At 72.6% G+C, this 24313-nt stretch carries 25 protein-coding genes; 12 read left to right on the plus strand and 13 right to left on the minus strand.

Going from position 1 to position 24313, the window contains the following annotated elements; all coding sequences use genetic code 11:
• The first annotated feature begins 4 nt into the window (after positions 1 to 4).
• Both QQZ14_RS19490 and QQZ14_RS19495 read left to right on the plus strand, forming a co-directional pair.
• Positions 5 to 691 carry an amino acid ABC transporter permease gene (locus QQZ14_RS19490; RefSeq protein ID WP_284536074.1) on the plus strand — a complete coding sequence of 229 codons (687 nt, stop codon included), beginning with the start codon at positions 5 to 7 and terminating at the stop codon, positions 689 to 691.
• Positions 688 to 1542 (plus strand): amino acid ABC transporter permease, encoded by an 855-nt coding sequence (locus tag QQZ14_RS19495; protein ID WP_284536075.1) that lies wholly within the window; start codon positions 688 to 690, stop codon positions 1540 to 1542. Before QQZ14_RS19490 ends, QQZ14_RS19495 begins: the two co-directional genes overlap by 4 nt.
• A gap of 71 nt (positions 1543 to 1613) precedes the next feature.
• Here the strand turns inward: QQZ14_RS19495 and QQZ14_RS19500 are convergent, their stop codons facing one another.
• Positions 1614 to 3188 carry an alkaline phosphatase PhoX gene (locus QQZ14_RS19500; protein WP_284536076.1) on the minus strand — a complete coding sequence of 525 codons (1575 nt, stop codon included), beginning with the start codon at positions 3186 to 3188 and terminating at the stop codon, positions 1614 to 1616.
• Between the two features lie 126 nt (positions 3189 to 3314).
• On the opposite strand from QQZ14_RS19500, the gene QQZ14_RS19505 reads away from it, so the two are divergent.
• Positions 3315 to 3662: a hypothetical protein gene (locus tag QQZ14_RS19505; RefSeq protein WP_284536077.1), complete on the plus strand. Its 348-nt coding sequence runs from the start codon at positions 3315 to 3317 to the stop codon at positions 3660 to 3662.
• A 17-nt stretch (positions 3663 to 3679) separates the two neighbouring features.
• Positions 3680 to 5164 carry a CehA/McbA family metallohydrolase gene (locus QQZ14_RS19510; RefSeq protein ID WP_284536078.1) on the plus strand — a complete coding sequence of 495 codons (1485 nt, stop codon included), beginning with the start codon at positions 3680 to 3682 and terminating at the stop codon, positions 5162 to 5164.
• On the opposite strand, the gene QQZ14_RS19515 is transcribed toward QQZ14_RS19510, so the two are convergent.
• The gene (locus QQZ14_RS19515) at positions 5148 to 5612 is read right to left on the minus strand and encodes a hotdog fold domain-containing protein (protein ID WP_284536079.1); all 465 of its coding nucleotides are present in this window, start codon (positions 5610 to 5612) and stop codon (positions 5148 to 5150) included. The two genes, QQZ14_RS19510 and QQZ14_RS19515, sit on opposite strands and share 17 nt — an antisense overlap.
• A gap of 246 nt (positions 5613 to 5858) precedes the next feature.
• Between QQZ14_RS19515 and QQZ14_RS19520 the strand changes: the two genes are divergently transcribed.
• From QQZ14_RS19520 to QQZ14_RS19530, 3 genes are read left to right on the plus strand one after another with little or no spacing between them, the layout of a single operon-like run.
• Complete coding sequence (locus tag QQZ14_RS19520; RefSeq protein WP_284536080.1) at positions 5859 to 6953, plus strand: TIGR03857 family LLM class F420-dependent oxidoreductase; 1095 nt, start codon at positions 5859 to 5861, stop codon at positions 6951 to 6953.
• On the plus strand, positions 6950 to 7969 hold the full coding sequence (locus tag QQZ14_RS19525; protein ID WP_284536081.1) for a phosphotransferase family protein: 1020 nt from the start codon (positions 6950 to 6952) through the stop codon (positions 7967 to 7969). The genes QQZ14_RS19520 and QQZ14_RS19525 overlap by 4 nt, the downstream gene beginning before the upstream one ends.
• Positions 7970 to 7978: 9 nt before the next feature.
• Positions 7979 to 8845, plus strand: a complete 867-nt coding sequence (locus QQZ14_RS19530; RefSeq protein ID WP_284536082.1) for a patatin-like phospholipase family protein — start codon at positions 7979 to 7981, stop codon at positions 8843 to 8845.
• Positions 8846 to 8884: 39 nt separating this feature from the next.
• On the opposite strand, the gene QQZ14_RS19535 is transcribed toward QQZ14_RS19530, so the two are convergent.
• From QQZ14_RS19535 to QQZ14_RS19545, 3 genes are all read right to left on the minus strand, one after another.
• Entirely contained in the window at positions 8885 to 9718 is an 834-nt protein-coding gene (locus tag QQZ14_RS19535) for a PASTA domain-containing protein (protein ID WP_284536083.1), read from the minus strand.
• A 64-nt stretch (positions 9719 to 9782) separates the two neighbouring features.
• Positions 9783 to 10136: a VOC family protein gene (locus tag QQZ14_RS19540; protein ID WP_284536084.1), complete on the minus strand. Its 354-nt coding sequence runs from the start codon at positions 10134 to 10136 to the stop codon at positions 9783 to 9785.
• Entirely contained in the window at positions 10133 to 10915 is a 783-nt protein-coding gene (locus QQZ14_RS19545; RefSeq protein WP_284536085.1) for a trans-aconitate 2-methyltransferase, read from the minus strand. The genes QQZ14_RS19540 and QQZ14_RS19545 overlap by 4 nt, the downstream gene beginning before the upstream one ends.
• 91 nt (positions 10916 to 11006) lie before the next feature.
• Between QQZ14_RS19545 and QQZ14_RS19550 the strand changes: the two genes are divergently transcribed.
• Positions 11007 to 11495, plus strand: coding sequence for a MarR family winged helix-turn-helix transcriptional regulator (locus QQZ14_RS19550; RefSeq protein ID WP_284536086.1), 489 nt, complete (start codon positions 11007 to 11009; stop codon positions 11493 to 11495).
• A gap of 21 nt (positions 11496 to 11516) precedes the next feature.
• Here QQZ14_RS19550 and QQZ14_RS19555 read toward each other — a convergent pair whose 3' ends face one another.
• The 7 genes from QQZ14_RS19555 to rsmI all read right to left on the minus strand — a co-directional run bounded on the left by QQZ14_RS19555 (position 11517) and on the right by rsmI (position 19102).
• Complete coding sequence (locus QQZ14_RS19555) at positions 11517 to 13358, minus strand: ABC-F family ATP-binding cassette domain-containing protein (protein ID WP_284536087.1); 1842 nt, start codon at positions 13356 to 13358, stop codon at positions 11517 to 11519.
• The gene (locus QQZ14_RS19560) at positions 13351 to 14244 is read right to left on the minus strand and encodes a 4-(cytidine 5'-diphospho)-2-C-methyl-D-erythritol kinase (protein ID WP_284536088.1); all 894 of its coding nucleotides are present in this window, start codon (positions 14242 to 14244) and stop codon (positions 13351 to 13353) included. The genes QQZ14_RS19555 and QQZ14_RS19560 overlap by 8 nt, the downstream gene beginning before the upstream one ends.
• A gap of 2 nt (positions 14245 to 14246) precedes the next feature.
• Entirely contained in the window at positions 14247 to 15110 is an 864-nt protein-coding gene (rsmA, locus tag QQZ14_RS19565; protein ID WP_284536089.1) for a 16S rRNA (adenine(1518)-N(6)/adenine(1519)-N(6))-dimethyltransferase RsmA, read from the minus strand.
• 35 nt (positions 15111 to 15145) lie between these two features.
• The gene (locus tag QQZ14_RS19570; RefSeq protein WP_284536090.1) at positions 15146 to 16237 is read right to left on the minus strand and encodes a resuscitation-promoting factor; all 1092 of its coding nucleotides are present in this window, start codon (positions 16235 to 16237) and stop codon (positions 15146 to 15148) included.
• 347 nt (positions 16238 to 16584) lie between these two features.
• Positions 16585 to 17409, minus strand: coding sequence for a TatD family hydrolase (locus tag QQZ14_RS19575; protein WP_284536091.1), 825 nt, complete (start codon positions 17407 to 17409; stop codon positions 16585 to 16587).
• Positions 17406 to 18257, minus strand: coding sequence for an alpha/beta fold hydrolase (locus tag QQZ14_RS19580; RefSeq protein WP_284536092.1), 852 nt, complete (start codon positions 18255 to 18257; stop codon positions 17406 to 17408). Before QQZ14_RS19580 ends, QQZ14_RS19575 begins: the two co-directional genes overlap by 4 nt.
• Positions 18254 to 19102, minus strand: a complete 849-nt coding sequence (gene rsmI / locus QQZ14_RS19585) for a 16S rRNA (cytidine(1402)-2'-O)-methyltransferase (RefSeq protein WP_446740509.1) — start codon at positions 19100 to 19102, stop codon at positions 18254 to 18256. The genes QQZ14_RS19580 and rsmI overlap by 4 nt, the downstream gene beginning before the upstream one ends.
• Positions 19103 to 19154: 52 nt before the next feature.
• On the opposite strand from rsmI, the gene QQZ14_RS19590 reads away from it, so the two are divergent.
• On the plus strand, positions 19155 to 20774 hold the full coding sequence (locus QQZ14_RS19590) for a dolichyl-phosphate-mannose--protein mannosyltransferase (protein WP_284536094.1): 1620 nt from the start codon (positions 19155 to 19157) through the stop codon (positions 20772 to 20774).
• Positions 20775 to 21067: 293 nt separating this feature from the next.
• Here the strand turns inward: QQZ14_RS19590 and QQZ14_RS19595 are convergent, their stop codons facing one another.
• Positions 21068 to 21664: a TetR/AcrR family transcriptional regulator gene (locus QQZ14_RS19595; protein ID WP_446740505.1), complete on the minus strand. Its 597-nt coding sequence runs from the start codon at positions 21662 to 21664 to the stop codon at positions 21068 to 21070.
• A 59-nt stretch (positions 21665 to 21723) separates the two neighbouring features.
• On the opposite strand from QQZ14_RS19595, the gene QQZ14_RS19600 reads away from it, so the two are divergent.
• The 3 genes from QQZ14_RS19600 to QQZ14_RS19610 are packed head-to-tail and all read left to right on the plus strand — an operon-like array spanning position 21724 to position 24313.
• Positions 21724 to 22476 carry an SDR family oxidoreductase gene (locus QQZ14_RS19600; protein ID WP_284536096.1) on the plus strand — a complete coding sequence of 251 codons (753 nt, stop codon included), beginning with the start codon at positions 21724 to 21726 and terminating at the stop codon, positions 22474 to 22476.
• On the plus strand, positions 22476 to 23276 hold the full coding sequence (locus QQZ14_RS19605) for an SDR family NAD(P)-dependent oxidoreductase (protein ID WP_284536097.1): 801 nt from the start codon (positions 22476 to 22478) through the stop codon (positions 23274 to 23276). Before QQZ14_RS19600 ends, QQZ14_RS19605 begins: the two co-directional genes overlap by 1 nt.
• Positions 23273 to 24313, plus strand: coding sequence for a phosphotransferase family protein (locus QQZ14_RS19610; RefSeq protein WP_284536098.1), 1041 nt, complete (start codon positions 23273 to 23275; stop codon positions 24311 to 24313). The genes QQZ14_RS19605 and QQZ14_RS19610 overlap by 4 nt, the downstream gene beginning before the upstream one ends.

Below are 24313 nucleotides of genomic sequence, written 5' to 3' on the forward strand. Positions count from 1 at the left end.
CCCCATGGAGGCGGTGTTCTCCGACTTCGGTGAGTACGCCAAGGCGTTCGGGCTGACCTGTGGCCTGTTCCTAGTCGCCGGCCTCGGCTCGCTCGTCTGGGGGACCTTCCTCGCCGCGCTGCGGGTCGGCCCGGTCGCGGTGATGCGGAAGGCGTCGGCGGCCTACGTCGGCGTCTTCCGCAACACCCCGCTGCTGGTCGTGTTCATCTTCGTGGCCGTGGCCCTGCCGAAGATCGGCTACAGCTTCACGTTCATCGAGAACGTCGACGTCGGTGGCCACCACGTGTCCGGCTACTTCTTCCGGGCGTGCGTGGCGCTCACGCTCTACACCTCGGCGTTCGTGTGCGAGGCCGTCCGGTCCGGGATCAACGCGGTGCCGCTGGGCCAGGCCGAGGCGGCTCGCTCCATCGGCCTCACCTTCACCCAGACGATGCAGGAGGTGGTGCTGCCGCAGGCGGTGCGCGCCGTGGTGCCGCCGTTGACCAGTGTCCTGGTGGCGCTGCTGAAGAACACCTCCGTCGCGGCTGCCTTCGGGATCGCGGAGGCGACCGCGCAGATGAAGTCGATGAACAACGACCACGCCGACCAGCGGATCCAGATCTTCCTGCTGTTCGCGGTCGGCTACATCGTGCTCGTGGAGGTCCTCACGTTCTCCTCCTACGCGCTCGAGCGCCGCTGGCGGGTCGCATGAGCGCCACCGTCCTCTACGACGCCCCGGGCCCGCGGACCGTCCGACGGCACCGCATCTACGCCGGGGTGACCGCACTGGCCCTCGTCGGCCTCGCCGTCCTGGTCCTGTGGAAGCTCAACTCCGCCGGCCAGCTCGCGTACGCGCAGTGGGAGGTGTTCCTCACCCCCGACTACGTCCGGGTGATCCTGCTCGACGGGTTGCTGAAGACCTTGGAGATGGCCTTCTTCGCGATCGTCTTCGCGGTGGTCTTCGGCGTGGTCTTCGGCACCGCGAAGCTGTCCGAGCACTGGTGGATCCGGTCGCCGGCGTGGCTGGTCGTCGAGTTCTTCCGCGCGGTGCCGGTGCTGCTGCTGATGGTCTTCGTCTTCTACCTGCTCAGCGTCGGCGACGGCCCGCTCTCGAAGTTCTGGTGCGTGGTGGTCGCCCTCACGGTCTACAACGGCGCGGTGCTCGCCGAGGTCTTCCGTGCCGGCGTCAACGCCGTCCCCCACGGCCAGGTCGAGGCCGCGTACGCGTTGGGACTGCGCAAGGGCCAGGTCATGACGACCATCCAGCTCCCGCAGGCGGTCCGCATCATGCTTCCGTCGATCGTCAGCCAGTGCGTGGTGGCCCTCAAGGACACCAGCCTCGGCTACTACATCGTCGCTCCCGGTCTGACCGCGGTGGGCAAGCAGATCTACCTGGAGTTCTTCAACCAGGTCCCGACCGCGATCGTGCTGGCCGCACTCTACATCACCTGCAACCTGCTCCTCACGGCCCTGGCGACCTGGCTCCAGCGCCGCTACGTCGGTGAGCGCAACCCCGTGGACACCAGCAGGGTCGGCAACATGGACGGCGGCCGCGCCGTCTGACCGGCGCGGGTCCACGCCCTCGGCCCGCCCGGACTGCGTCCGGACGGGCCGAGGGGAGCCGATGCTGGCGCTCAGTGGCGCCAGTGCACCTCCCACGTGACGTTGTCACCGTGCTGCTGGGTCCAGAACGTCCGCCAGGACGCAGCGAACGGGTTGGGCACCTTGGCCCCGAGCAGGCCCGCGGTCGTCGGGTCGCCGTCGGACACGTGGATCCCGGTGATCTCGTTGTCGCCGTCGTTGTAGGACAGACCGGCGGAGGCGTCGTACGTCGCCGACGCGTCGCGGCCCTCGGCGAGCCACCGCACGGGCCGGGGCGCCCGGTCCTTGCCCTGGGCCTTGCCGTGCGACCGGCGGTCGCCGAGGTGGTAGAGGTAGCCGGAGTCCAGCGCGTTGCGCTGCTCGTGGAGCCCGTCACCGGCGTCCTCGACGACCAGCAGGTCGTCCTTGGTGAGGAACGCGATGTTGTCGAAGCCGGCGTGTGCCTCGTCGCCGACGGCCGCGATCGAGATCGTGCCGGTGCCGGCGCTCGGCCCGGACTGGGTGACCCGGAAGACCCCGCCGTACGCACCCGGCAGGGTGCTGTTGGTCGAGGTGTCACCGGTCTCGGTGAAGTAGAACTCGCGGAACCCGGTGCCCGGACGGAACACGCCGTTCTCCGGCCGCTTCAGGGGCGTGGCGCTCGCCGACTTGGCGGCCGCGGTCGCGTCGAACGCCACGGGCGCACCGGTGTGGACGGTCACCCACTTCGTCTTGAACGTCGTCCCGTAGGTGTGCAGCTGGGTGATGAAGGAGTCCGACGGGTTGGACTGGAGCTGCTCCGCGGTCACCGGGCTGCCGTCCGTGCGCAGGATCTGGAGCGCCTGGAGCGAGCCGCCGGCGGTGAGGTCGGTCTTGTCGGTGGGCACGAAGCGGTAGACGTAGCTGTTCGGCGCCTTGCCGCCGCTGGCCGACGCGCCGCCGATGTCCTCGACGAGCCAGACGTTGCCGTCCTGGTCGTTCTGGACACCCTCGTAGCCGCCCGACCCGAGCGCGTCGAGGCGGACCGCGTGGCCGTCGACCGCGTCGCCGTTCGCGTCGAGCGAGACGCCGAAGACCCCGCCCTTGGGGGCCTTGGCCTCCGCGGTCAGCAGGAGCTGGTGGGTGAACGGGTCCCAGGTGATGCCGTCGATCGTGGGGTACGCGTTGCCGTCGGCGTCGGTGTCGGAGATCAGCGTGACGCGCTTGGCCGGGTCGGTCTCGTCGAGGTCGATCCGGGTGACGTAGCCGCGCGGGCCGCCCTCGTGGCCCTGGTAGAGGTAGTGCTTGCCACCGAAGGTGAGGTAGACGTTCTTGTCCGGCTCGGTCTTGTAGGCCTCGTCGGGCGCCTGGGTGAGCGGGCCGCCGGCCTGGGTGTTGTAGCCGTAGTGGGTGACGCCGTTGGCGGTGTCGGGGTTGACGAGGGGCAGCGCTCCCCAGGCGAGCGAGGTCTGCGTCGCCGACGGGGTGAGGACGTTGCCCTGGATCCCCGAGCGCGGGTTGGCGCTCGGGACGTCGGTGACGGTGGAGTCACCGCCGTGTGCGTGCGCGGGCGCCAGGGAGAGGGCGGCCAGGCCGCCGGCGACGAGCGCGCCGGCGAGGCCGGCCTTGGCGAGGTGTTGAGGTGTCACGTTGGAACCTTCCGAGGTTGCAGACGATGTGCCGATCCGAGACCCCCGACCCGGACATCCGGAGCCTCGACCCCGTCCGTGACCGGCGGGCATCCGGCGCGTGAATCCAGGGCTACGCTGCGGAACATGTGGTCCTACGGCTCCCGGGGCTCGATCCTGTCGCTGTGGTCCGACGGGTCCGTGCTCTCGGTCGGCAGCATCGGGTCGGTCGCCTCGTTCGGCTCCGTCGGCTCGGTGATGTCGGCCGGCTCGATCGGCTCGATGATGTCCGCCGCGTCGCTGCTGTCGTTCCAGAGCTCGGCCTCGGCACTGTCCCGGGAGAGCAACGGCTCCGTCCGCTCCTACCAGTCTCACCGCGCGTTGCGCGGCTACCGCGAGCACGGCGACCTCGTGGCCTGGCCCGTCCTCGTCGCCGGCGGCGTACTGCTCGCCGCCACGATCACCGGATTCGCTGTACGCCGCGCCCCACGCTGAGACATCCTGTCCGCATCATGAGCGACCGACCTCTCCACCGCCACCTCGACCGCCGCGGGATGCTGCTGGCCGGCGCGGGTGTCGCCACCACCGCCGCGCTGGCGACGTTCGAGCCCGCAGCCGCGGGCTCGGCGGTCACCAAGACGTTCAAGGGCCGCTTCTCCCCCGCCGACCGGGAGGACTGGCGCTACCTGCCGTTCCGGGTGCCGCGCGGCGTGCGCCAGATCCAGGTCTCCTACTCCTACCCGCCGCCGATCGACTCGGGGGTGGGGTTCAGCTCGAACGTCGTCGACATCGGCATCTTCGACTCCTCGGGCATCGGGGTCGGCAACGCGGCCGGGTTCCGCGGTTGGTCCGGCGGGGCGCGCTCGTCGTTCCGGATCAGCCGCACGTGGGCCACCCCTGGATACCTGCCCGGGCCGATCACGCCGGGCCGCTGGAGGATCGCGCTCGGGCCGTACCAGATCGTGTCCCGCGTCGACTACGAGGTCACGGTGACCCTGCACTTCGGCCCCCGGGGTGCGGCCTTCGAGGCGGAGCCCGCGCCGACCTCCGTCCCCGGCACCGGGCAGGGGTGGTACCGCGGCGACCTGCACGTGCACACCGTGCACTCCGACGGGTCGCAGACCCGGCCGGACGTGATCAGGTACGCGCAATCCGCCGGCCTGGACTTCATCGGCACCGCGGAGCACAACACCAGCACCGCCCAGCTGACGTTCGGCCGGTACGTCCCCGAGGACTTCCTGGTGATCTGCGGGGAGGAGGTCACCACCCGAGCCGGGCACTGGCTGGCGACCGGGCTGCCGGCCGGCACCTGGATCGACTGGCGCTACCGCCCCGAGGACGGGCGGCTCGCCGGGTTCACGAAGCAGGTGCGCGACCTCGGTGGGCTCTCGATCGCCGCGCACCCGGACATCCCGGTGCCCTCGATCCGGTGGGACTTCGACCCGCAGTTCGCCGAGATGGACGCGGTCGAGGTGTGGAACGGCCCCTGGGACGGCTTCGATGCCGCCACGCTCCGCAAGTGGCACGCCCTGCTGACGGCCGGGGTCTTCAAGCCCGCCGTCGGCAACTCCGACACCCACAAGCAGGCCCAGCAGATCGGCCTCGCGCAGACGGTGGTGCGGGCCGAGGCACTCTCGACAGAGGCGATCATCGCGGGCTACCGCGCCGGGCACTCCTGGATCGCCGAGTCCTTCGCGGTCGGCCTGGACTTCACCGCGGCCCTCGGCGACGTCACCGGCGAGTGCGGCGACCGCGTCCCCAGCGACATCGGCCAGACGGTCGCCGTACACCTGAAGGCGACCGGGGTCGCGGGATGCACGGCGAGACTGCTCGGCCCGGGCGCCGCCACCTACGGTGCCTCGGCCGCGGACCCCGACGGGGTGATCGTGCTGGATGCAGCCGTCCCCGGAGGCACCTCGTTCGTCCGGGCGGAGGTGCGCCGAGCCGACAAGATGGTCGCGTTGACCAACCCGATCTTCCTCACGCCCGCGGGGTGACCCAGAGCCGGATCACGCCCTCGATCACCACGGTGCCGTCGGCGCGGACGCCTCGCACGCGGACGGGGAGATCCGGGTCGGTCCCGGTCCACTGCTCGGGGTCGGTCTCGGCGATGCAGACGATGTCGCTGGTGGCCTTGGCGGTGTAGCTGACCTCCATCCCCTTGGGGATCCACCGCCTGTCGGCGGGGATCGTCGCCTCGGCGAGCGCGCCCATCGCGGCCTCGAGCCCGTTGCACAGCGCGATCGCGTGCACGGTGCCGAGGTGGTTGTGCACCCGGCGCCGCTTGGGGATCAGCAGCTCGGCGCGGTTGGGCTCGATGGTCAGGAAGCGTGGGCGGATCGAGGCGAAGTACGGCGCCTTCTGCGCGAACAGCACCGAGAACACCCGGCTGCCCACGACGGGGACCGCGCTCGTCTTCCGCCACATGGTGAGGACCTGGCTCATGCGGGCTGACATTACCGGTCGGTAACCAGGTTCGGCGAGGCCTGGATGACCGTTCGCGGCGGGCAGAATCGGCATCTAGCGTGGTCGGCACCCTCGGGAGCTCGGGACAAGGACCACGCGATGCTCGGACGGATCGCTCGCTCACTGCTGGTCGGCGCGCTCGCCCTCGTGGCCGGCGTCGTCGGCGCCACGTACGTCGGCCCGGACGCCTGACATGCGTCAACTCTGCTGCTACCGTCCGCCACCATGGACGAGAACACGTTCTACCCCGAGCTCGGGTGCTACGGCCTCGCCGGCCACACCTCCTCCCCGCGCAACCTGCTCGACGAGGTCCGCCTGGCCGAGCGGCTCGGCCTCGGGTCGGTGTTCCTGTCCGAGCGGTTCAACGTCAAGGACGCCGCCGTGCTCGCGGGGGCCGCCGGCGCGGTGAGCGAGACCATCGGGATCGCCACCGCGGCCACCAACCACAACACCCGCCACCCGCTGGTCACCGCGACGTTCGCGACGACCATGCACCGGCTCACCGGCGGCCGCTACGCCTTCGGTCTCGGTCGCGGCTTCGACCTGCTCTTCGACGTGATGGGGGTCCCCCGGGTCACCGGCGCCCAGATGGAGGACGCGATCGGGATCTACCGGTCGCTGTGGCACGGGCAGGCGGTCGCCGGCCACGAGGGGCCGGCCGGCAGCTACCCCTACCTCTCCCAGGACAGCGGCTTCGACGAGGACATCCCCGTGCTGATGATGGCGATCGGGGGCCGCACGCTCGAGCTCGCCGGCCGCGTCGCCGACGGCGTCGTCCTCCACACTTTCCTCAGCGACGAGACGCTGGCCAGGTCGGTCGCCACCATCCGACGGGCGGCGGAGCAGGCGGGGCGCGACCCGGCGTCGGTGCGAGTCTGGGCGGTGCTCGCCACCGTCGAGGAGTCCCTCGGCGAGGAGGCCCGGCTGCGCAAGCTGGTCGGACGCCTGGCGACGTACCTGCAGGGGTACGGCGAGGTGCTGGTCCGTGCGAACGGCTGGGACCTGGCCGCGCTCGAGCGGTTCCGCGCCGACGACCTCGTGCAGGGCTACCCCGGCGCCTTCGACGCGGTCGGCACCGTCGACGAGCTCACCCACCTGCGCGACGACGTGCTCCCGGCCGAGTGGCTGGCCGCGTCCGCGACCGGCACCGCGGCGACCTGCGCCGCACGCATCCAGGACCAGCTCGACGCCGGCGCCGACAGCGTGATCCTGCACGGCGCGACACCCGCCGAGCTCGCGCCGGTGCTCGAGGCCTGGCGCCAGATCCGGCCCACCGAGCGCCTGGCCGGGCTGCCCGCCAACCCGGGACGCGCGGCGTGAACGCCGAGGACCTGACGCCTGGTCGCCTCACCGAGATGCTCGGCACCGAGGTCACCGCGGTCGAGGTCGAGCCGGTCGGCACCGGGCAGATCGGCACCTGCTACCGGGTCCGGCTCGAGGGCCCCGACGTACCCACCAGCGTGCTGGTCAAGCTGCCACCCCCGGATCCGGGCACCCGCGACATGATGGCCGGGGCCTATCGCGGCGAGGTGCGGTTCTACCAGGAGGTCGCGCCCACGGTCGCGATCCGGGTGCCCCACTGCCACCACGCGTGGGCCGCGGACGACTCCGGCGACTTCGTGCTGGTGATGGAGGACCTCGCCCCGGCCGAGCAGGGCGACCAGATCGCCGGCTGCACCGTCGAGCAGGCGCGGGACGCGGTGGTCAACCTGGCCGGCCTGCACGGGCCGCGCTGGTGCGACCCGGCGCTGGTCGCGGTGGACACGCTCGGTCGCAACGGGCCCGACGAGGTCGCCCTGCTGCTGCAGATGTACGGCCCGACGACCGAGCTGTTCCTCGACGGTCTCGGCGACCTGATCAGTCCCGAGGACGCCGCCACCCTGCGCGCCTGCGAGTCGGTGCTCGAGGGGTGGCTGCTCGGCCGGCCCGAGCGCTTCGGCCTGGTGCACGGCGACTACCGGCTCGACAACCTGATGTTCCCGCCCTCGGGCTCCGGGGTGGCCGCGGTCGACTGGCAGACGCTCAGCCTCGGGCTCCCGGCGCGGGACGTGTCGTACTTCCTCGGCACCAGCCTGGACCCCACCGACCGGCGGGCGCACGAGCACGACCTGGTCGCGGCGTACCACGACGCGCTCGTCGCCCACGGCGTCGCCGACTATCCCGCCGAGCAGTGCTGGGACGACTACGTGTTCGCGATGCTCCAGGGCCCGCTGGTCTCGGTCTTCGGCTGCGCCTACGGCACCCGCACCGAGCGCGGCGACCGGATGTTCGCGGCCATGATCGCGCGCTCCTGCGCGGCGATCCGCGACCTCGGCAGCCTCGAGCTCGCCCAGTAGGGTCCGCCCATGCGACGAGGGTTGGTGCTGGGCGGTGGCGGGGTCACCGGGATCGCCTGGGAGACCGGGCTGCTGCTCGGGCTCCAGGACCTCGGCGTCGACGTCACAGACGCGGACGTGGTGGTCGGCACCTCCGCGGGGTCCGTGGTCGGCGCCCAGATCACGACCGGGATCTCGCTGAGCGACCTCTACGACCACCAGGTCTCCACCCCGAAGCCGGCGCCGCTGGTCCGGATCAGCCCGGTCGTGCTGCTCGGGTTCGCCCGCACGCTGGTCCGTGCCCGCGGCGACCTCGAGGCTTTCGGCCGGTACGTCGGCCAGTGGTCGGCCCGCCGCGCCGCGGCCGGGAGGCTGCCGAGTGTCGAGGCCCGCTTCGACGCGATCCGCGAGCGGCTGCCGATCCAGGAGTGGGGGCCGGGCGGCCGGCTGCAGGTGACGGCCGTGGACGTCGAAACCGGCGCGCTCCGGGTCTTCGACGGCAGCGACGGCATCTCGCTGGTCGAGGCGGTCGCCGCCAGCTGCGCCGTCCCCGGCGTCTACCCGCCGGTGCCGGTCGACGGGCGGCGCTACGTCGACGGCGGCGCCCGGTCGGGGTCGAACGCCGACCTGGCCGCCGACTGCGACCGGGTCCTCGCCTTCACCCCGGTCGACCGTGCGGTCGGTCCGATGCGCACCGCCGGCCAACTGCTCGGGTCGGTCCCGCACCTCGTCGTGTCGCCGGACGCCGCCTCGGTCGCGGCGATCGGCAAGAACGTCCTCGACCCCGCCCGGCGCGCCGCGTCGGCCCGTGCCGGTCGGGCCCAGGCCGCCGCCGTCGCCCCCCTGGCTCGCGAGATCTGGGGCCAGCCCCGTCGAGTCGGGAGTTCTGACGGTTGAGTCGGGAGTCCTGACGGTCGAGTCGGGAGTTCTGACGGCTTAGGGTGAGCCGATCCGCAGCGCGACGCCCTGGATCTGGTCGCCCTCGAGGAACAGGGTCACGCCCCACCACTGCAGGCAGGAGTCGATCGAGTCCTCCGGGACGGTCAGGCTGATCGCCCGCAGGCCGGCCAGGTCGGGCGGCGGGTCGTCGTCGCCGGCCGGGCAGGTGCCGACGATGCCCTGGTGCAGCTCGTAGTAACCGCCGCTGCCCGCCAGGACGTCGAGGGCCGAGAACGGCCCGCCCTGCTCGGCGTACTCGCCAGTCAGGAGCCAGGCGTCGAGGTCGGCCCGCTGCGCCGCACTCACCGTGGTCGCGGCCAGCCCGTCCTCGATGCCGGTCCACACGTCCCCGTCGACGAAGGGCGCGCCGAGCGAGGGGTCGGCGGCGAACCGGTAGAACTCGCGCGCGAGCGCCGCATCCGGACCCGTCACCGGCCCGAGGTCTCCGTCGGCAGGCTCGCACGGTCCGCGGAACCCCTCGAGGTCAAGGGCCCCGATGCCCAGTCGCACCTGGGTGTCGCCGGTGAACGCGGCGCCGGGCGCGGGCGACTGGCGGACGACCGTGCCCGGGCGGTCCTCGCAGCGCACCATCACGGTGCGCCACTCGGAGCCGAGCCCGAGCTCCCCCAGGCGTCGGCCGGCGTCGGCCGAGCTCAGCCCGACGAGGTCCGGCATCGACTCGACGTCGGCTGTCGTGCTCGTCGGGGGCGTCGTCGGGTTCGGCGGGGCGTCACGAGCGGCGCCGCCGTCCCGGTCGCTCGGCGACCCGCAGGCGGCCACCACCAGCGGGACCACCATCAGGGCCATCCACCACCGCCGGCGCGTGCTCATCGGGCACCTCCTCGCGTCCTACCTGTGACACGCGCGGCCGGCCCCCGCGGTTGACCGGGCCGCCTCAGGCGAGCAGCTCGACCCGGTTGCCGTGCGCGTCGGCGGTGTGGAAGCGCTCGAAGCCCGGGAACGTGTGGCGCTCCGACCAGTCGACGTCGAAGCCGAGCGCGACCAGGCGTCCCGCCACCGCCTCGAGGTCGTCGACGACCAGCGCCGGATGTGCCTTGCGGGCCGGCGCGAAGGGCTCCTCGACGCCGACGTGGATCTCGGCGGTCCCGGCACGGAACCAGCAACCGCCCCGCCCGGCGAGCGCGGCGGGCTTGTCGACCTCGGTCATCCCGAGACCGTCGCGGTAGAAGCGGCGAGCCTCGTCCTCGCCTCCGCGTGGGCAGGCGACCTGCACGTGGTGGTGCCTCATGCGGGCACCTGCGTCCCTACCTGGGCCACGACGAACACCCGGCGGAACGGCAGCACCACGCCGTACGGCCGCGGTGGGTACGCCGCCGCCAGCCGGCGCCGGAACTCCGCCTCGAACGACGGCCGCAGGTCGTGGGGCAGCGCCTGCAGGGTCGGTCTAGCCCCGGTGCCGGAGACCCAGGTGAGCACCGGGTCGTCGCCGGTGAGCACGTGGAGGTACGTCGTCTCCCAGGCGTCGACCGTGCAGCCGAGGCCGGCGAGCGCGTCCAGGTAGGTCGCCGGGTCGTGGCTGCTCGGGACGGCGACGTCACGGACGTGCTCGGCGTACGGCGCCTCCGCGGCCAGCTCGTCGCGGATCGTGTGGCTCGGCGAGCCGTTGTTCCCCGGCACCTGGAAGGCCAGCCAGCCACCGGGTGCGATGGACGCGACCAGGCGCGAGAGCAGCGAGAGGTGGTCGGGCACCCACTGGAGCATGGCGTTGGAGACCAGCACGTCCACCGGCTGGTCGGGGACCCAGTCGCGCAGGTCCCCCACCGCGAAGGACAGACCGGGCGCAGCCGCCCGCGCGGCCGCGACCATCTCCGGGCTGGAGTCGACGCCGAGGACCTCGGCGTCCGGCCAGCGCTCGGCGAGCAGCGCGGTGAGGTTGCCGGGGCCGCAGCCGAGGTCGACGACCGTGTCCGGCGCCGCGGCAGGGATCCGGGCGAGGAGGTCGACGAACGGTCGGCCTCGCTCGTCGGCGTAGGCGAGGTAGCGAGCCGGGTCCCACGTGTGTGCCATGCCGAGACTCCATTCTCTCGATGTCAAGACATCTTGGCCACGAGGATCTCTCGATGTCAAGATTCTCGACGGGATCCGCTACGCTCGTTCCATGCGGGACGAGGTCGACGCTCTGGTCGAGGCCTGGGCGCGTGAGCGGCCCGACCTCGACCTCGGCCCGGTCGAGGTCTTCAGCCGGATCAGCCGGCTCTCGCGCCAGCTCGACCGGGCCCGGCGGGACGCGTTCACCGCGGCCCGCGTGGAGCCGTGGGAGTTCGACGTGCTGGCCGCGCTGCGCCGCGCGGGCGCGCCGTACGAGCTCTCCCCCGGCCGCCTGCTGCGCGAGACGCTCGTGACCAGCGGCACGATGACCAACCGGGTCGACCGGCTCACGGCCCGTGGCCTGGTGGAGCGGCTGCCCGACCCGCACGACCGCCGCGGCGTGCTGGTGCGCCTGACCCCCGAGGGCCGCGCCGCGGTCGACGAGGCGTTCGAGGCGCTGCTGGCAGCCGAGCGGACGTTCCTCTCGGCGCTGCCCGAGCGCGACCGCACCCGGCTGGCCGGGCTGCTGCGCGCGCTGTCGGCGCCGTTCGCCGACTGAGCGGCCGGAGCGGGCCGAGCGCTACTCCAGCACCTCGGCGGCCTCGAGCCACTCGAGCTCGAGCTCGTCCTTCTCCGCGGCCAGCGCGTGCAGCTGGGCGCTGAGCTCGGCGAGCCGCTCGTAGTCCTGGGCGTGCTCGAGGACCTGCGCGTTGAGCTCGGTCTCGAGCTCGGCGATCCGCGCGAGCCGCTTGTCGATCCGAGCCACCGCCTTGCGCGCCGCGCGCTCCTCGGCACTGCCGGGCCGCGCCTTCCCCGACGACCCCGACGACCCCGACGACCCCGAGGACGGTACGCCGGACTCCGGCGCCGACTCGGCCGCCGAGGCGAGGCCCTCGAGGTGCAGCGCCTCGGCGCGGCGCTCGAGGTACTCGTCGACGCCGCGGGGCAGCATCGAGATCTGCCCGTCACCGAGCAGCGCCCACACCGAGTCGGTGACCCGCTCGAGGAAGTAGCGGTCGTGCGAGACCACGATCAAGGTGCCGGGCCAGCCGTCGAGGAAGTCCTCGAGGACGTTGAGGGTCTCGATGTCGAGGTCGTTGGTGGGCTCGTCGAGCAGCAGCACGTTGGGCTCCTCGAGCAGCAGGAGCAGCAGCTGGAACCGGCGCCGCTCGCCACCGGAGAGGTCCCCGATCCGCGCCGTCAGCTTGTCGCCGGTGAACCCGAACCTCTCCAGCATCGAGCTTGCGGTGATCTCGCCACCGTCGGTCGTCTTGGTGACCCGGCGGTACGACTCGACCATCGGCAGCACCCGGCCGTCCTCGTCGAGGTCGTCGAGCTGCTGGGTCAGGTGCCGCAGCGCGACGGTCCGGCCGCGCCTGACCTTGCCGGCGTTGGCCGTGAGCGCGCCCGAGACGAGGTTGAGCACCGAGCTCTTGCCCGCGCCGTTGACGCCGACGATGCCGACCCGGTCGCCCGGGCCCAGCCGCCAGGTGGCGCGGGTGAGCAGGGTCCGCTCACCCTCCCCCGGAATCCCACGCCGGAGGTCGACGTCCTCGAGGTCGATGACGTCCTTGCCGAGCCGCTGGGTCGCGAACTTCTGCAGCTCGAGCCGGTCACGCGGCGGCGGCACGTCCTCGATCAGCGCGTTGGCGGCGTCGATGCGGAACTTCGGCTTCGAGGTCCGCGCCGGCGGGCCGCGGCGCAGCCAGGCCAGCTCCTTGCGGGCGAGGTTCTGGCGGCGCATCTCGGAGGCGGACGCCTGCCGGGACCGCTCCGCCTTGGCGAGCACGAACGCGGCGTACCCGCCCTCGTAGGCATCGACGACCCCGTCGTGCACCTCCCAGGTGTACTGGCAGACCGCGTCGAGGAACCAGCGGTCGTGGGTGACCACGACGAGCGCGGAGGTACGCCGGACCAGGTGCTGAGCCAGCCACGCGACCGCCTCGACGTCCAGGTGGTTGGTGGGCTCGTCGAGCACGATCAGGTCGTGGTCGCCGAGCAGCAGCTCGGCCAGCGAGCAGCGGCGCCGCTCCCCGCCCGAGAGCCCGGACACGGCCCGGTCGAGGGTGACCCCGGCCAGCAGCACCTCGACGACCTCGCGCATCCGGGAGTCGGCGGCCCACTCGTGGTCGGAGCGGCCGCCGAGCACGGCCTCGCGCACCGTGTGCTCGTCCGACAGCTCGTCGCCCTGGTGGAGGTAGCCGATCTCCAGCCCGCGCTGCCGCGAGACCCGGCCCGCGTCGGGCTCCTCGATGCCGGTCATCACCTCGAGCAGCGTGGTCTTGCCGTCGCCGTTGCGGCCGACGATGCCGATCCGCTCGCCGGCGCCGATGCCGAGCGAGACCTCGGTGAGCAGCGGGCGCACGCCGTACGACTTGGAGACCCGCTCGAGGTTGACCAGGTTGGCCGCGGGGCTAGGCATACGACACCAGGTGGGCGCCCGCGACGGGGCCGTTGGCGGCGAGCACGACCGGGTGGCCGGCGCCCGACAGGTCGGCGGCCAGCGAGCGGGCGTGGTCGGCCGAGCCGCAGAGGAACACGCACGTCGGGCCGGAGCCGGAGACGAGGCCGCGCAGGGCGCCGGCCTCCTCGCCGCGCTCGATCAGCCTGCCGAGCTCGGGCCGCAGGTCGATCGCGGCCGCCTCGAGGTCGTTGTGCAGCGCGTCCGCGAGCGCCCAGGTGTCCCCGGTGGCGATCGCCTCGAGCAGGGCGTCGGCCGGCACCGGCTGCGACGGCGCGTCGGAGAACATCTTGTCGAAGTGGCGGTAGACCTCGGGGGTCGGCAACCCGGTGTCGGACGGCACGACCACCCACCACCAGGTGCCGCGGTCGTCGACGGGCGTGACGAGCTCGCCGCGCCCGACCCCGAGCGCGGTGCCGCCGAGCAGCGCGAACGGCACGTCGCTGCCGAGCTGGGCGGCCAGGCCGAGCAGGTCGTCGTCGGTGGTGCCCAGGCCCCAGAGCCGGTCCAGCGCGACCAGCGCGGCCGCGGCGTCGGCGGACCCGCCGGCCATGCCGCCGGCGACCGGGATCGCCTTCGCGATGTGGACCTCGCCGGTGCGCTCGACCCCGTGGTGGGCGGCGAGCAGGTCGGCGGCCCGGTCGACGATGTTGTCGCCGGCGAGCGGGACGGCGTCGTCGTCCATCCAGTCGGGCAGGTTGACGCCGAGGCTCCAGTCGGCGGCCTGGCGGGCGGTGAGGTCGTCGTAGAGCCCGACGGCCTGGTAGACGGTGACCAGCGGGTGATAGCCGTCCTCGCGGGGGGCGCCGACCCCGAGGTGCAGGTTGATCTTCGCGGGCGCGCGCACGGTCACCTCCACGGCAGCCCTTCCGCGATCCTGGCGAAGTCCTCCACGCGCAGCGACTCCCCGCGGGCGAGCGGGTCGACGCCGGCGCGCTCGAGCGCCGCGTCGACGTCCTCGGCCGGGGCGAGCGAGCGGAGCACGCCGCGCAGCACCTTGCGCCGGTGGGCGAACGCCGCGTCGACGACCGCGAACACCTGCTCGCGGGTCGCGGTCGTCTCGGGGGGCTCGCGCCGGGTCCAGGCGACCAGCCCGGAGTCGACGTTGGGCGCCGGCCAGAACACGTTGCGGCCGATCGCGCCCGCACGGCGCACGTCCGCGAACCAGGCGGCCTTCACCGAGGGGACGCCGTACACCTTGGAGCCGGGAGGCGCCGCCAGCCGGTCGGCGACCTCGGCCTGCACCATCACCAGACCGCGCTCGAGCGAGGGCAGCAGCATCAGCAGGTGCAGCAGCACGGGCACCGAGACGTTGTAGGGCAGGTTCGCGACCAGGGCGGTCGGCGGCGGTCCCGGCACGGCCTCGATGCGCATCGCGTCGGCGAGCACCACCTCGAAGCGGTCGGCCTGGCCCGGGGCGTACGTCGCGATGGTCTCGGGGAGCCGTCCGGCGAGCGCCGGGTCGACCTCGATCGCGACCACGCGACCGGCGACCTCGAGCAGCGCGAGCGTCAGCGAGCCGAGTCCGGGACCGACCTCGACGACGACGTCCGCGGCGGTGACGCCGGACTCGCGGACGATGCGGCGGACGGTGTTGGCGTCGATGACGAAGTTCTGGCCGCGCTGCTTGGTGGGTCGCAGATCGAGCTCGGCGGCCAGCGCACGCACGTCCGCCGGTCCGAGGAGCCTCGGACCGGCGGAGGTGTCAGACATGTGCGCCAGCGTAGTCAGCGCTGGTTGCACCACCCTTATGTGGGCAGCCCGAGGGCGCGCGCGCAGCCCGGCCAGGCGCCGTAGCCGCCGGATGCGTTGCGCACCTTGGTGGCGATGGCGATCTGGGTCTCCCGGCTGGCGTTGCTCGGCAGACCGGAGCCGCCGTACGACTGCCAGGTGCCGAGGTTGAACTGCAGGCCGCCGTAGTAGCCATTGCCGGTGTTGATCGCCCAGTTGCCGCCGGACTCGCACTGGGCGAGCCGGTCCCACACGCTGTTGCCGGACGCGAAGTTGGTCGCGACGGGCCGCGCCTTGGTGCCGACCTTGACGATCTCGTCGACGGGCTGGCGCAGCACGTCCTGGCTGACCACCTTGCGCACGGCGAGCTCGCCGTTGCGGAAGACGATCCGGTAGGTCACGTCCCGCAGACCCGGCTTGCCGGCGCGGACCACGTCGGTCTCGCCCTCGTACATCGAGCCGTCCTGCTGCTCGACGGTGCCGAAGTCGACGGCCTCGCCGTCCACGTGCTTGGTGACGACGCGGACGTCGGTGAAGACGAGCTTGTCGCCGTCGTGGAGCACGTGCTCCGGCGCGGGCTTGGTCTCGTCGTGCTTGCCGAGGCTGACCCCGAGCTCGTCGAGGGCGTCCTCGACGGTGAGCGCGGTGACCGTCCGGGTGACCATCTTGTGCTGTCCGAGCTTGACCTTCAGCGTCTTCGGCGTGACTACCGCGAGGCTCATACCCCCGCGGTCGATCGCACCGCCTCGGCTGGCGGACAGCTCGGCACCGGCGTACACCCGGCCGATCTCGTCGAGCGCCTGGGCGACCGTCGTCGAGGTGACCCAGTAGGTGTGGGCGTCGCCGTCGACGTTCAGCTCGAACGGACGGGCGTAGCGCACCGAGATCTTGCTGCCGTCGTCGATGGCCTCGTCGAGGCTCGGCGCGACGACGTCGCGCGCGGACACCTCGATGCCCTCGGACTCGAGCACGTCCCCGACGGTGCCGCCGAAGGCGGTGACCTCCTGGGACTTGCCGTCGACCGAGAGGGTCACGGTCTTGCTGAGTGCGCTGTAGCCCCAGGTGCTCCCCGCGACCGCGAGGACGACGACCGCCGCGAGGGCGACCATCAGGGGGCGGCTCCTGCTGGCTCGGCTCAGCAGGCTCTTGCTGGGCTCTTGCTGCTGATTGCTGTGCTCATCGATGGGCACGATTCTCCGAACGTCGTACGTCCCGGGCCTCGGGGGCCAGTGCGTCCCGACGTGTGTTCCCCACACGCACTGGTCAGGTGTTGCGTCCCGATCCCGGCCTTCTCGTGGTCCAGACGAACAGCCAACCTGCCAGAAATGCAAACCGAGAGGGCCGGATTCTGTGGATCGTGAGCAGGATCTCGACGGCAAATTGGGCCACTCGGGACGCCACGAGAGGCCCGAAACCGCCTCTGACCTGCGAGAACGGCGAATCGCCGACGGTCCGGCTACCAGGCGCCACCGAACGCGACGTCGGTGTTCGTCTCGACCGCCGCGCACAGCTCGCCGAGGCCCGCGCCGCGGACCTCCGCCATCGCCCGCATCGTCAGCGGGACGAGGTAGGAGGCGTTGGTGCGGCCCCGGTACGGCGTCGGCGTCAGGTACGGCGCGTCCGTCTCGACCAGCACCCGGTCGAGCGGGGTGATCGCGAGCGCGTCGCGCAGCGGCTGCGCGTTCTTGAACGTCACCGTGCCGGCGAACGACAGGTGGGCACCACGGTCCAGGCACCGCCGGGCGAACTCCGCATCGCCGGAGAAGCAGTGCATCACCCAGCGCTCCGGCGCACCCTCCTCGTCGATCACGTCGAGGACCGCGTCGTGGGCGTCGCGGTCGTGGATCACCAGGGTCTTGTCGAGCCGCTTGGCGAGGTCGATGTGCCGGCGGAACGCCTCGACCTGCACGGCCCGCCCGTCCTCGCCGGTGCGGAAGAAGTCCAGCCCGGTCTCCCCCACCGCCCGCACCTTGTCGTGGGCCCCGGCCAGCCGCTCGATCTCGGCCATCGCGGCGTCGAGGTCGGGCAGCCGCGGGGCGTCGTTGGGGTGCAGCGCGACGCCGGCGACCAGGGCGTCGTACGTCGTGGCCGCCTCGACCGCCCACCGGGCCGACGGCAGGTCGCAGCCGATCTGGACGATCCGGGTCACGCCGACCGCGGCGGCGGCCGCGATCGCCTCCGCCACGGGCAGGGCGTCGTCGTCGCGCACGACGTCGAGGTGGCAGTGGTTGTCGACGACCGGGTGCGGCAGCGGCTCGGGGGCCGGGGGGCGCCCGGTCACCGGGTCGCCTCGGCGACCTGGACGCGCGCGAGGATCGCGGCCGCGCACTCGTCGGGGGCATGCGTGGGGATCCAGTGGCTGACTCCCTCGAGCACGACCAGCTCGTACGCCGCGTCGACCCAGCGACCGGTCTCCTCGGCGCCCTTGCGGGCGACCGCGACATCGCCGTCGCTCCACACGAACGTGGTCGGCACCGCGACCCGGCGCCGGCTCTGGCGGGGGTCGCCGAGTGCGATCGCGCGGTACCAGCCGAGCGCGTGCGGCAGCGCGCCGTCCTCGACGATCTCGGCTCGGAACCGCTCGACCTCGTCCGCGGTCATGCCGGCGTGGCGCAGGCTGCGCTCGAAGAAGCCGTTGCGCCGGCGGGCGGTGAGCTCGGCGAGGCGCGGCACCTGGAAGAGGCCGATGTACCAGGACTTCAGGCCCTGGCTGGAGGTGACCCCGGCCTTGAGGTAGGCCATCGGGTGCGGCACCGAGATCGCGGTCCAGCTGCGCAGCAGGTCGGGGCGCTGCGCGGCGACCATCCACCCGACGACCGCACCCCAGTCGTGGCCGACCAGGTGCACGGTCGTGCCGATCTCGTCGACCAGCGCGAGGACGTCGCCGGTGAGGTTGTCCATCCGGTAGTCACGGCGTCGCCCGGGACGGGCACCCGGCGAGTAGCCGCGCTGGTCGGGCGCATAGGTGCGCATCCCCGCCTCGTGGAGGATCGGCGCCACCGACCGCCACGTGGTGCTGCGCTCGGGGAAGCCGTGCAGCAGCACGACCGGCACGCCGTCGAGCGGGCCCTCGTCGCGGACGTCGAAGGTGAGCCCGTCGTGCTCGTACTGGGTGATCCGTCCGGTCATGGTCGCTCCTGTGCCCCGTGGCCCCCGCCGTGAACCAGGTTGTACACCTCGCGCTTCGGTACGCCGGCCCGGCGGGCGACCTCGACGATCGCCTCCTTGCGGCTGGTGCCGTCGGCCTCCAGCGCGGCGACCGCGGCCCGCAGGCTGGCCGGGTCGTTGGCGATCGCGGCGGCCGGCCCGGCGCCCGCCACGACGATGGTGACCTCGCCGCGCACGCCCTCGGCCGCCCAGGCCACGAGCTCGGCCAGCGGACCACGCCGTACCTCCTCGTGGGTCTTGGTCAGCTCGCGGCAGACCGCGGCCGCGCGGTCGTCGCCGAGCGCCTGGGCCATCGCGGCCAGCGCCGCCTCGGTGCGGTGCGGCGCCTCGAAGAACACCATCGTGCGGCGCTCGTCGGCCAGGTCCGCGAGCCGGCGCTTCCGCTCGCCGGCCTTGCGGGGCAGGAAGCCCTCGAAGCAGAACCGGTCCACCGGCAGTCCCGACACCGCGAGCGCGGTGAGCACCGCGGACGGGCCGGGCACGGCGGTCACCCGCACGTCGTGCTCGACCGCGGCGACGACGAGGCGGTAGCCGGGGTCGGAGACGCTGGGCATCCCGGCGTCGGTGACCAGCAGCACCCGCTCGCCGGCGAGGAGGCTGTCGAGGAGCATCGGCGTGCGCGCCGACTCGTTGCCCTCGAAGTACGACACGACGCGGCCCGTGATCGTCACGCCGAGGTCGGTGGTCAGGCGCTTGAGCCGGCGGGTGTCCTCGGCCGCGACCACGTCGGCCGTCGCCAGCTCGTGGGCCAGCCGCGGCGGCGCGTCGCCGACCTGTCCGATCGGCGTCGCCGCGAGCACGAGCACGCCGCCGGTGTCATCCACGGGTCGATCATCGCAGGCCCGTATCCTCGGGCCCGTGACGACCGGCGCCTCCCCCTCCGCCTGGGAGCGCGCCAGGAGCCGGGTCCGGCTCGAGGACCCGTTCGTCGGCTGGACCGCGAGCATCGCGGTGGCGCTGCTCGCGCTGTTCCTGCGACTGTGGAAGCTCGGCACGCCGCGGGTCTTCGAGTTCGACGAGACCTACTACGCCAAGGACGCCTGGGCGCTGCTCAACTACGGCTTCGAGCGCAACGGCACCGAGAAGGCCAACGAGCTGATCCTGCAGGGCCAGACGCTGACCGGGGTGTTCAAGAACTCCCCGGAGATGATCGTCCACCCGGAGGTCGGAAAGTGGCTGATCGCGGCCGGGATCAAGGTCTTCGGGATGGACCCGTTCGGCTGGCGGGTCGCGTCCGCGGTGATCGGGTCGCTGATGGTGCTGGTCATGGTGCGGCTCGCGCGCCGGCTCACCGGGTCGACGCTGCTCGGTGTGGTCGCCGGGCTGCTGCTGTGCTTCGACGGCCTGCAGTTCGTGCTCTCGAGGCTCGCCCTCCTCGACATCTTCGTGGCGTTCTTCCTGCTGTGCGGGGTGCACTGCGTGGTCGCCGACCGCGACTGGCACCGTGCCCGCATGGCCCGGCTCGTGCCGGAGACGGTCGCCGACTCCCGTGCCTGGGGGCCCGTGCGCGGGCTGCTGTTCCGGCCCTGGCTGCTGCTCGGCGGTGTCTGCTGGGGGCTCGCCGTGGGCTCGAAGTGGGAGGCGGTCTACCCGCTCGCGGCGTTCGGCGTGCTCGTGTGGCTGTGGTCGGCGGGCGCCCGTCGCTCCTTCGGCGTGCGCTGGCCGCTGCTGCGCTCGGCGGTCGTCGACGGCGTACCGGCGTTCGTGCACCTCGTGCTGGTCGCATTCGTCGTGTACGTCGCGACCTGGACCGGCTGGCTGATCCACGCGAACCAGTACGAGGAGCACCTCTCCGCCACGCAGTACACGCACTTCGACGGCGGCCACGACTGGCCCACCCGCACCGAGCCCGACGCGTCGGGGTTCGGCGAGGTGACCCAGTCGCTGCGGTCGCTCTGGTACTACCACCAGGACGTCTACACGTTCCACACCCAGTTCCTCAACGACAGCACGCACACCTACGCGTCCAAGCCGTCCGGCTGGCTGCTGCTCAACCGGCCCGTCGGCGTCGCGGCCGACACCGACATCCAGCCCGGCGCCCAGGGCTGTCACGCCCCCGCCGGCAGCGACTGCCTGCGCCAGGTGCTGCTGCTCGGCACCCCCGCGCTCTGGTGGGCCGGCTGCGTCGCACTGATCTTCGCGGTCGTGATGTGGGCCGGCTCCCGCGACTGGCGCTACGGCGTCGTGGTCGTCGGCGCCGCCTCCACCTGGCTGCCGTGGCTGCAGTACGACGACCGGCCGATCTTCTCGTTCTACGCCATCGTCACCCTGCCGTTCCTCGTCCTGGCGCTCGCGATGGCCATCGGCAAGCTGATCGGCTCGGGCGGGTCCCGCCGGCGGACCGCCGGAGTGGTCGTCTCGGGCACGTTCTTCGTGCTGGTGCTGCTGAACTTCGCGTGGTTCTGGCCGATCTACACCGACCAGCTCCTCACCCACGGCGAGTGGCTCGACCGGATCTGGTTCACCCGCTGGATCTGAGGGCACCGGTGGTTGAGGTGCGAGGAGCGCCAGCGACGAGCCTCGAAACCACCGCCCGTCGTGCGTCGGCCCGCGGACCGTGGTGGCTGCCTCACAGTGCGGTGTCTGGGATCAACCAGGCTCATCCCAGCCACCGCACTCTCCGCTCAGCTCAGCTGCCGACCAGCAGGCGCCGAGCGCGAGCACCGAGACCAGCGAGAGTGCGGTGAGGGCCGCCCGAGACCGGTTCACGAGCCCGATCATTCCCCGAGATCGCCCGATGCGAAACGGGCCGAACGCGACCTGTGGACGAGCTACGCCGCGCCGACCATCCGGAGGGCCAGGAGCCGGTAGTGGGTGGCGACCTCGTCGGGGGTCCAGCGACCCTCGTCGCGGTACCAGCGGGCGACGTCGATGCCGAGGGAGAGGATGGCGAGCGCGGTCATCCGGGGGTCGGGGGTGGTGAAGACCCCGGCGGCGACGCCGCGGTCGAGGACGTCGCGGACGACGACGTCGATGTCGTGCCGGATCGCCCGGATCTCGGCGAGGTGCTCGGCCGAGAGGGCGGCGAGCTCGTAGTTGATCACCCGCGCGCCGGTGTGCTCCTGGGCGTGGTCGCGGACGAAGTCCTCGACCAGCCGCCCCAGCTGCTCGACGGGCCCGGCAGACGCCGGCACCGCGGCGACCGAGGCGCGCACCAGGTCGAGCACCCGCAGGTGCCCGACGCGGGCCAGCTCGAAGAGCAGCTCCTCCTTGGAGCGGTGGTGGACGTAGAGCGCGGCGGGGCTCATGCCGGCGGTCGTGGAGATGTCGCGGGTGGTCGTGCCGTGGAAGCCACGGGCGGCGAAGGCGTCCACCGCCGCGGCCGCGAGCCGGGTCCGGGCATCGGGAACGGGGGTGGACGCAGTCACACGCACCATGGTAAGCAAGCGCTTAGTCATCGGCAAGACACTCGATCAGGAGGACGCACGTGCAGGGAATCGCCGGCAAGGTAGCGATCGTCACCGGAGCCAGCCGCGGCATCGGCCTGGGCATCGCCCAGCGTCTGGTCGACGAGGGCGCCAGGGTCTGCCTGACCGCCCGCAAGCCCGAGGCGCTCGAGGAGGCCGTCCGCATCCTCGGCGGCCCCGAGCACGCGATTGCGGTCGCCGGCAAGGCCGACGACCCCGAGCACCGCGAGGACGCCGTACGCCGCACCATCGAGACGTTCGGCAGCCTCGACCTGCTGGTCAACAACGCCGGCATCAACCCCGTCCTCTCCAGCCTCGTCGAGATCGACCTCGGCGCCGCGCGCAAGATCGTCGAGGTCAACGCGCTCGGCGCGCTGGCCTGGGTGCAGTCCGCACACCGCGCCTGGATGGGCGAGCACGGCGGCGCGGTCGTGAACATCTCGTCGGTCTCCGGCGTCAAGCCCGCCCCCGGCATCGCGATGTACGGCGCCTCCAAGGCCATGCTGATCAGCCTCACCGAGTCGCTCGCGGTCGAGCTCGGCCCGTCCGTCCGGATCAACGCGGTCGCCCCCGCGGTGGTCAAGACCCAGTTCGCCGGGCCGCTGTACGAGGGTCGCGAGGACGAGGTCGCCGCGGCGTACCCGCTCAAGCGCCTCGGCCTGCCCGAGGACGTCGCCGGCGCGGTCGTCTTCCTGCTCTCCGACGAGGCCTCGTGGGTGACCGGCCAGACGCTCACGCTCGACGGCGGCCTGACCCTCACCGGCGGGGTGTGATGCACGAACAGCTGCAGGGCTCGGGCGTCGTCGTCACCGGCGCCGGTCGCGGCATCGGCCGCGCGCTCGCGACGCAGCTCGCCGCCGAGGGTGCCCGCGTGGTCGTCAACGACCTCGACCCCGCAAGCGCCCAGGACGTCGCCGACGCGATCGGGGGTACGGCGGTCCCGGGCGACGCCTCCTCCGCCGACGGGGTGGCCCACCTGGTGGACGCCGCCACCGACGCGCTCGGCCGGATCGACGTCTACTTCGCCAACGCCGGCATCGACGGCGCCGGCGGGGGCACGGACAGCCTGCAGACCTCCGACGAGCACTGGCAGCGCATCCTCGACGTCAACGTGATGGCGCACGTCCGCGCCGCACGGCTGCTGGTCCCCCGCTGGCTCGAGACCGGCGGCGGCCGCTTCGTCGTCACCGCCTCGGCGGCCGGGCTGCTGACGATGATCGGCAGCGCGCCGTACTCCGTCACCAAGCACGCCTCGGTCGCGTTCGCCGAGTGGCTCTCGGTGACCTACGGCCACCGTGGCGTCACCGTGCAGGCGATCTGCCCGCAGGGCGTGCGCACCCAGATGCTCGAGGACGCCGGCCCCCTGCAGGAGCTGCTGTCCCGCGACGAGGCGCTCGAGCCCGAGCAGGTCGCGGACGCATGGGTCGCCTCGCTCGAGGACGACCGCTTCCTGGTGCTCCCCCATCCCGAGGTCGCCGGCTACTACGCCGCGCGCGCGACCGACACCGACGGCTGGCTGGCCGGCATGCGCCGCCTCCAGCACAAGCTCGACGAAGCAGGAGCACTGGGTTGAACGACATCCCCGGACTGGACCTGACGGCCTTCCGCAGCTGGTACGACGAGCAGCGGCCGGGCGAGATCGCCGGCGAGCTCAGCGGACGGCTGATCACGGGCGGCAAGTCCAACCTGACCTACGAGGTCACCGACGGCACGTCGTGGTGGATCGTGCGCCGCCCGCCGCTCGGGCACGTGCAGGCGACCGCGCACGACATGGGCCGTGAGTACACCGCGATGTCCGCCCTGCGCGACACCGACGTCCCGGTGCCCACGACGTACGCCCACTGCGCCGACCCGGATGTGCTCGGCGCGCCGTTCTACGTGATGGAGCGAGTGCTCGGTACCGCCTACCGGTCAGCGCGGGAGCTCCGCGAGCTCGGCGAGGAGCGCACCGCGGCCATCGCCGGCGAGATGGTCGACGTGCTCGCGCGGCTGCACACCGTCGACCCGGCGGAGGTCGGTCTCGCCGAGTTCGGTCGACCGGCCGGGTTCCTCGAGCGGCAGGTCCGGCGCTGGGGCCAGCAGCTCGAGGGCTCCAAGACGACGGACCGCCCGAACGCCGAGGAACTGCACCGCCGGCTCGCCGTGCGGGTGCCCGAGGACGACGGCGAGTGGGTCGGTATCGTGCACGGCGACTACCGCCTCGACAACCTGCTCACCGGCAGCGACGACCACGTGAAGGCCGTCGTCGACTGGGAGATGGCGACCCTCGGGGACGTCCGCACCGACCTCGCCCTGCTGCTGGTCTACGACCGGCTGGCCGAGCTGCCGGCGGCCGGGCTGGTGTCCGACGTGAGCACCGCGCCGGGCTACCCGTCGGGCGAGGAGCACCTCGCGCGGTACGCCGCGATGCGCGGCCGCGACCTGGGAGACATGGGGTTCCACCTGGGTCTCGCGTACTTCAAGCTCGCCGTGATCCTCGAGGGCATCAACTACCGCTACCTCCAGGGCCAGACCGTCGGTGAGGGCTTCGACCGGATCGGCGCCGGCTTCGACCCCCTGATCGAGGCCGGCCTCGACGCACTCGCATCCGACGGAACAGAAAGGGACTGA

Source organism: Nocardioides sp. T2.26MG-1 (genome assembly GCF_950101795.1).
Lineage (GTDB): Bacteria > Actinomycetota > Actinomycetes > Propionibacteriales > Nocardioidaceae > Nocardioides.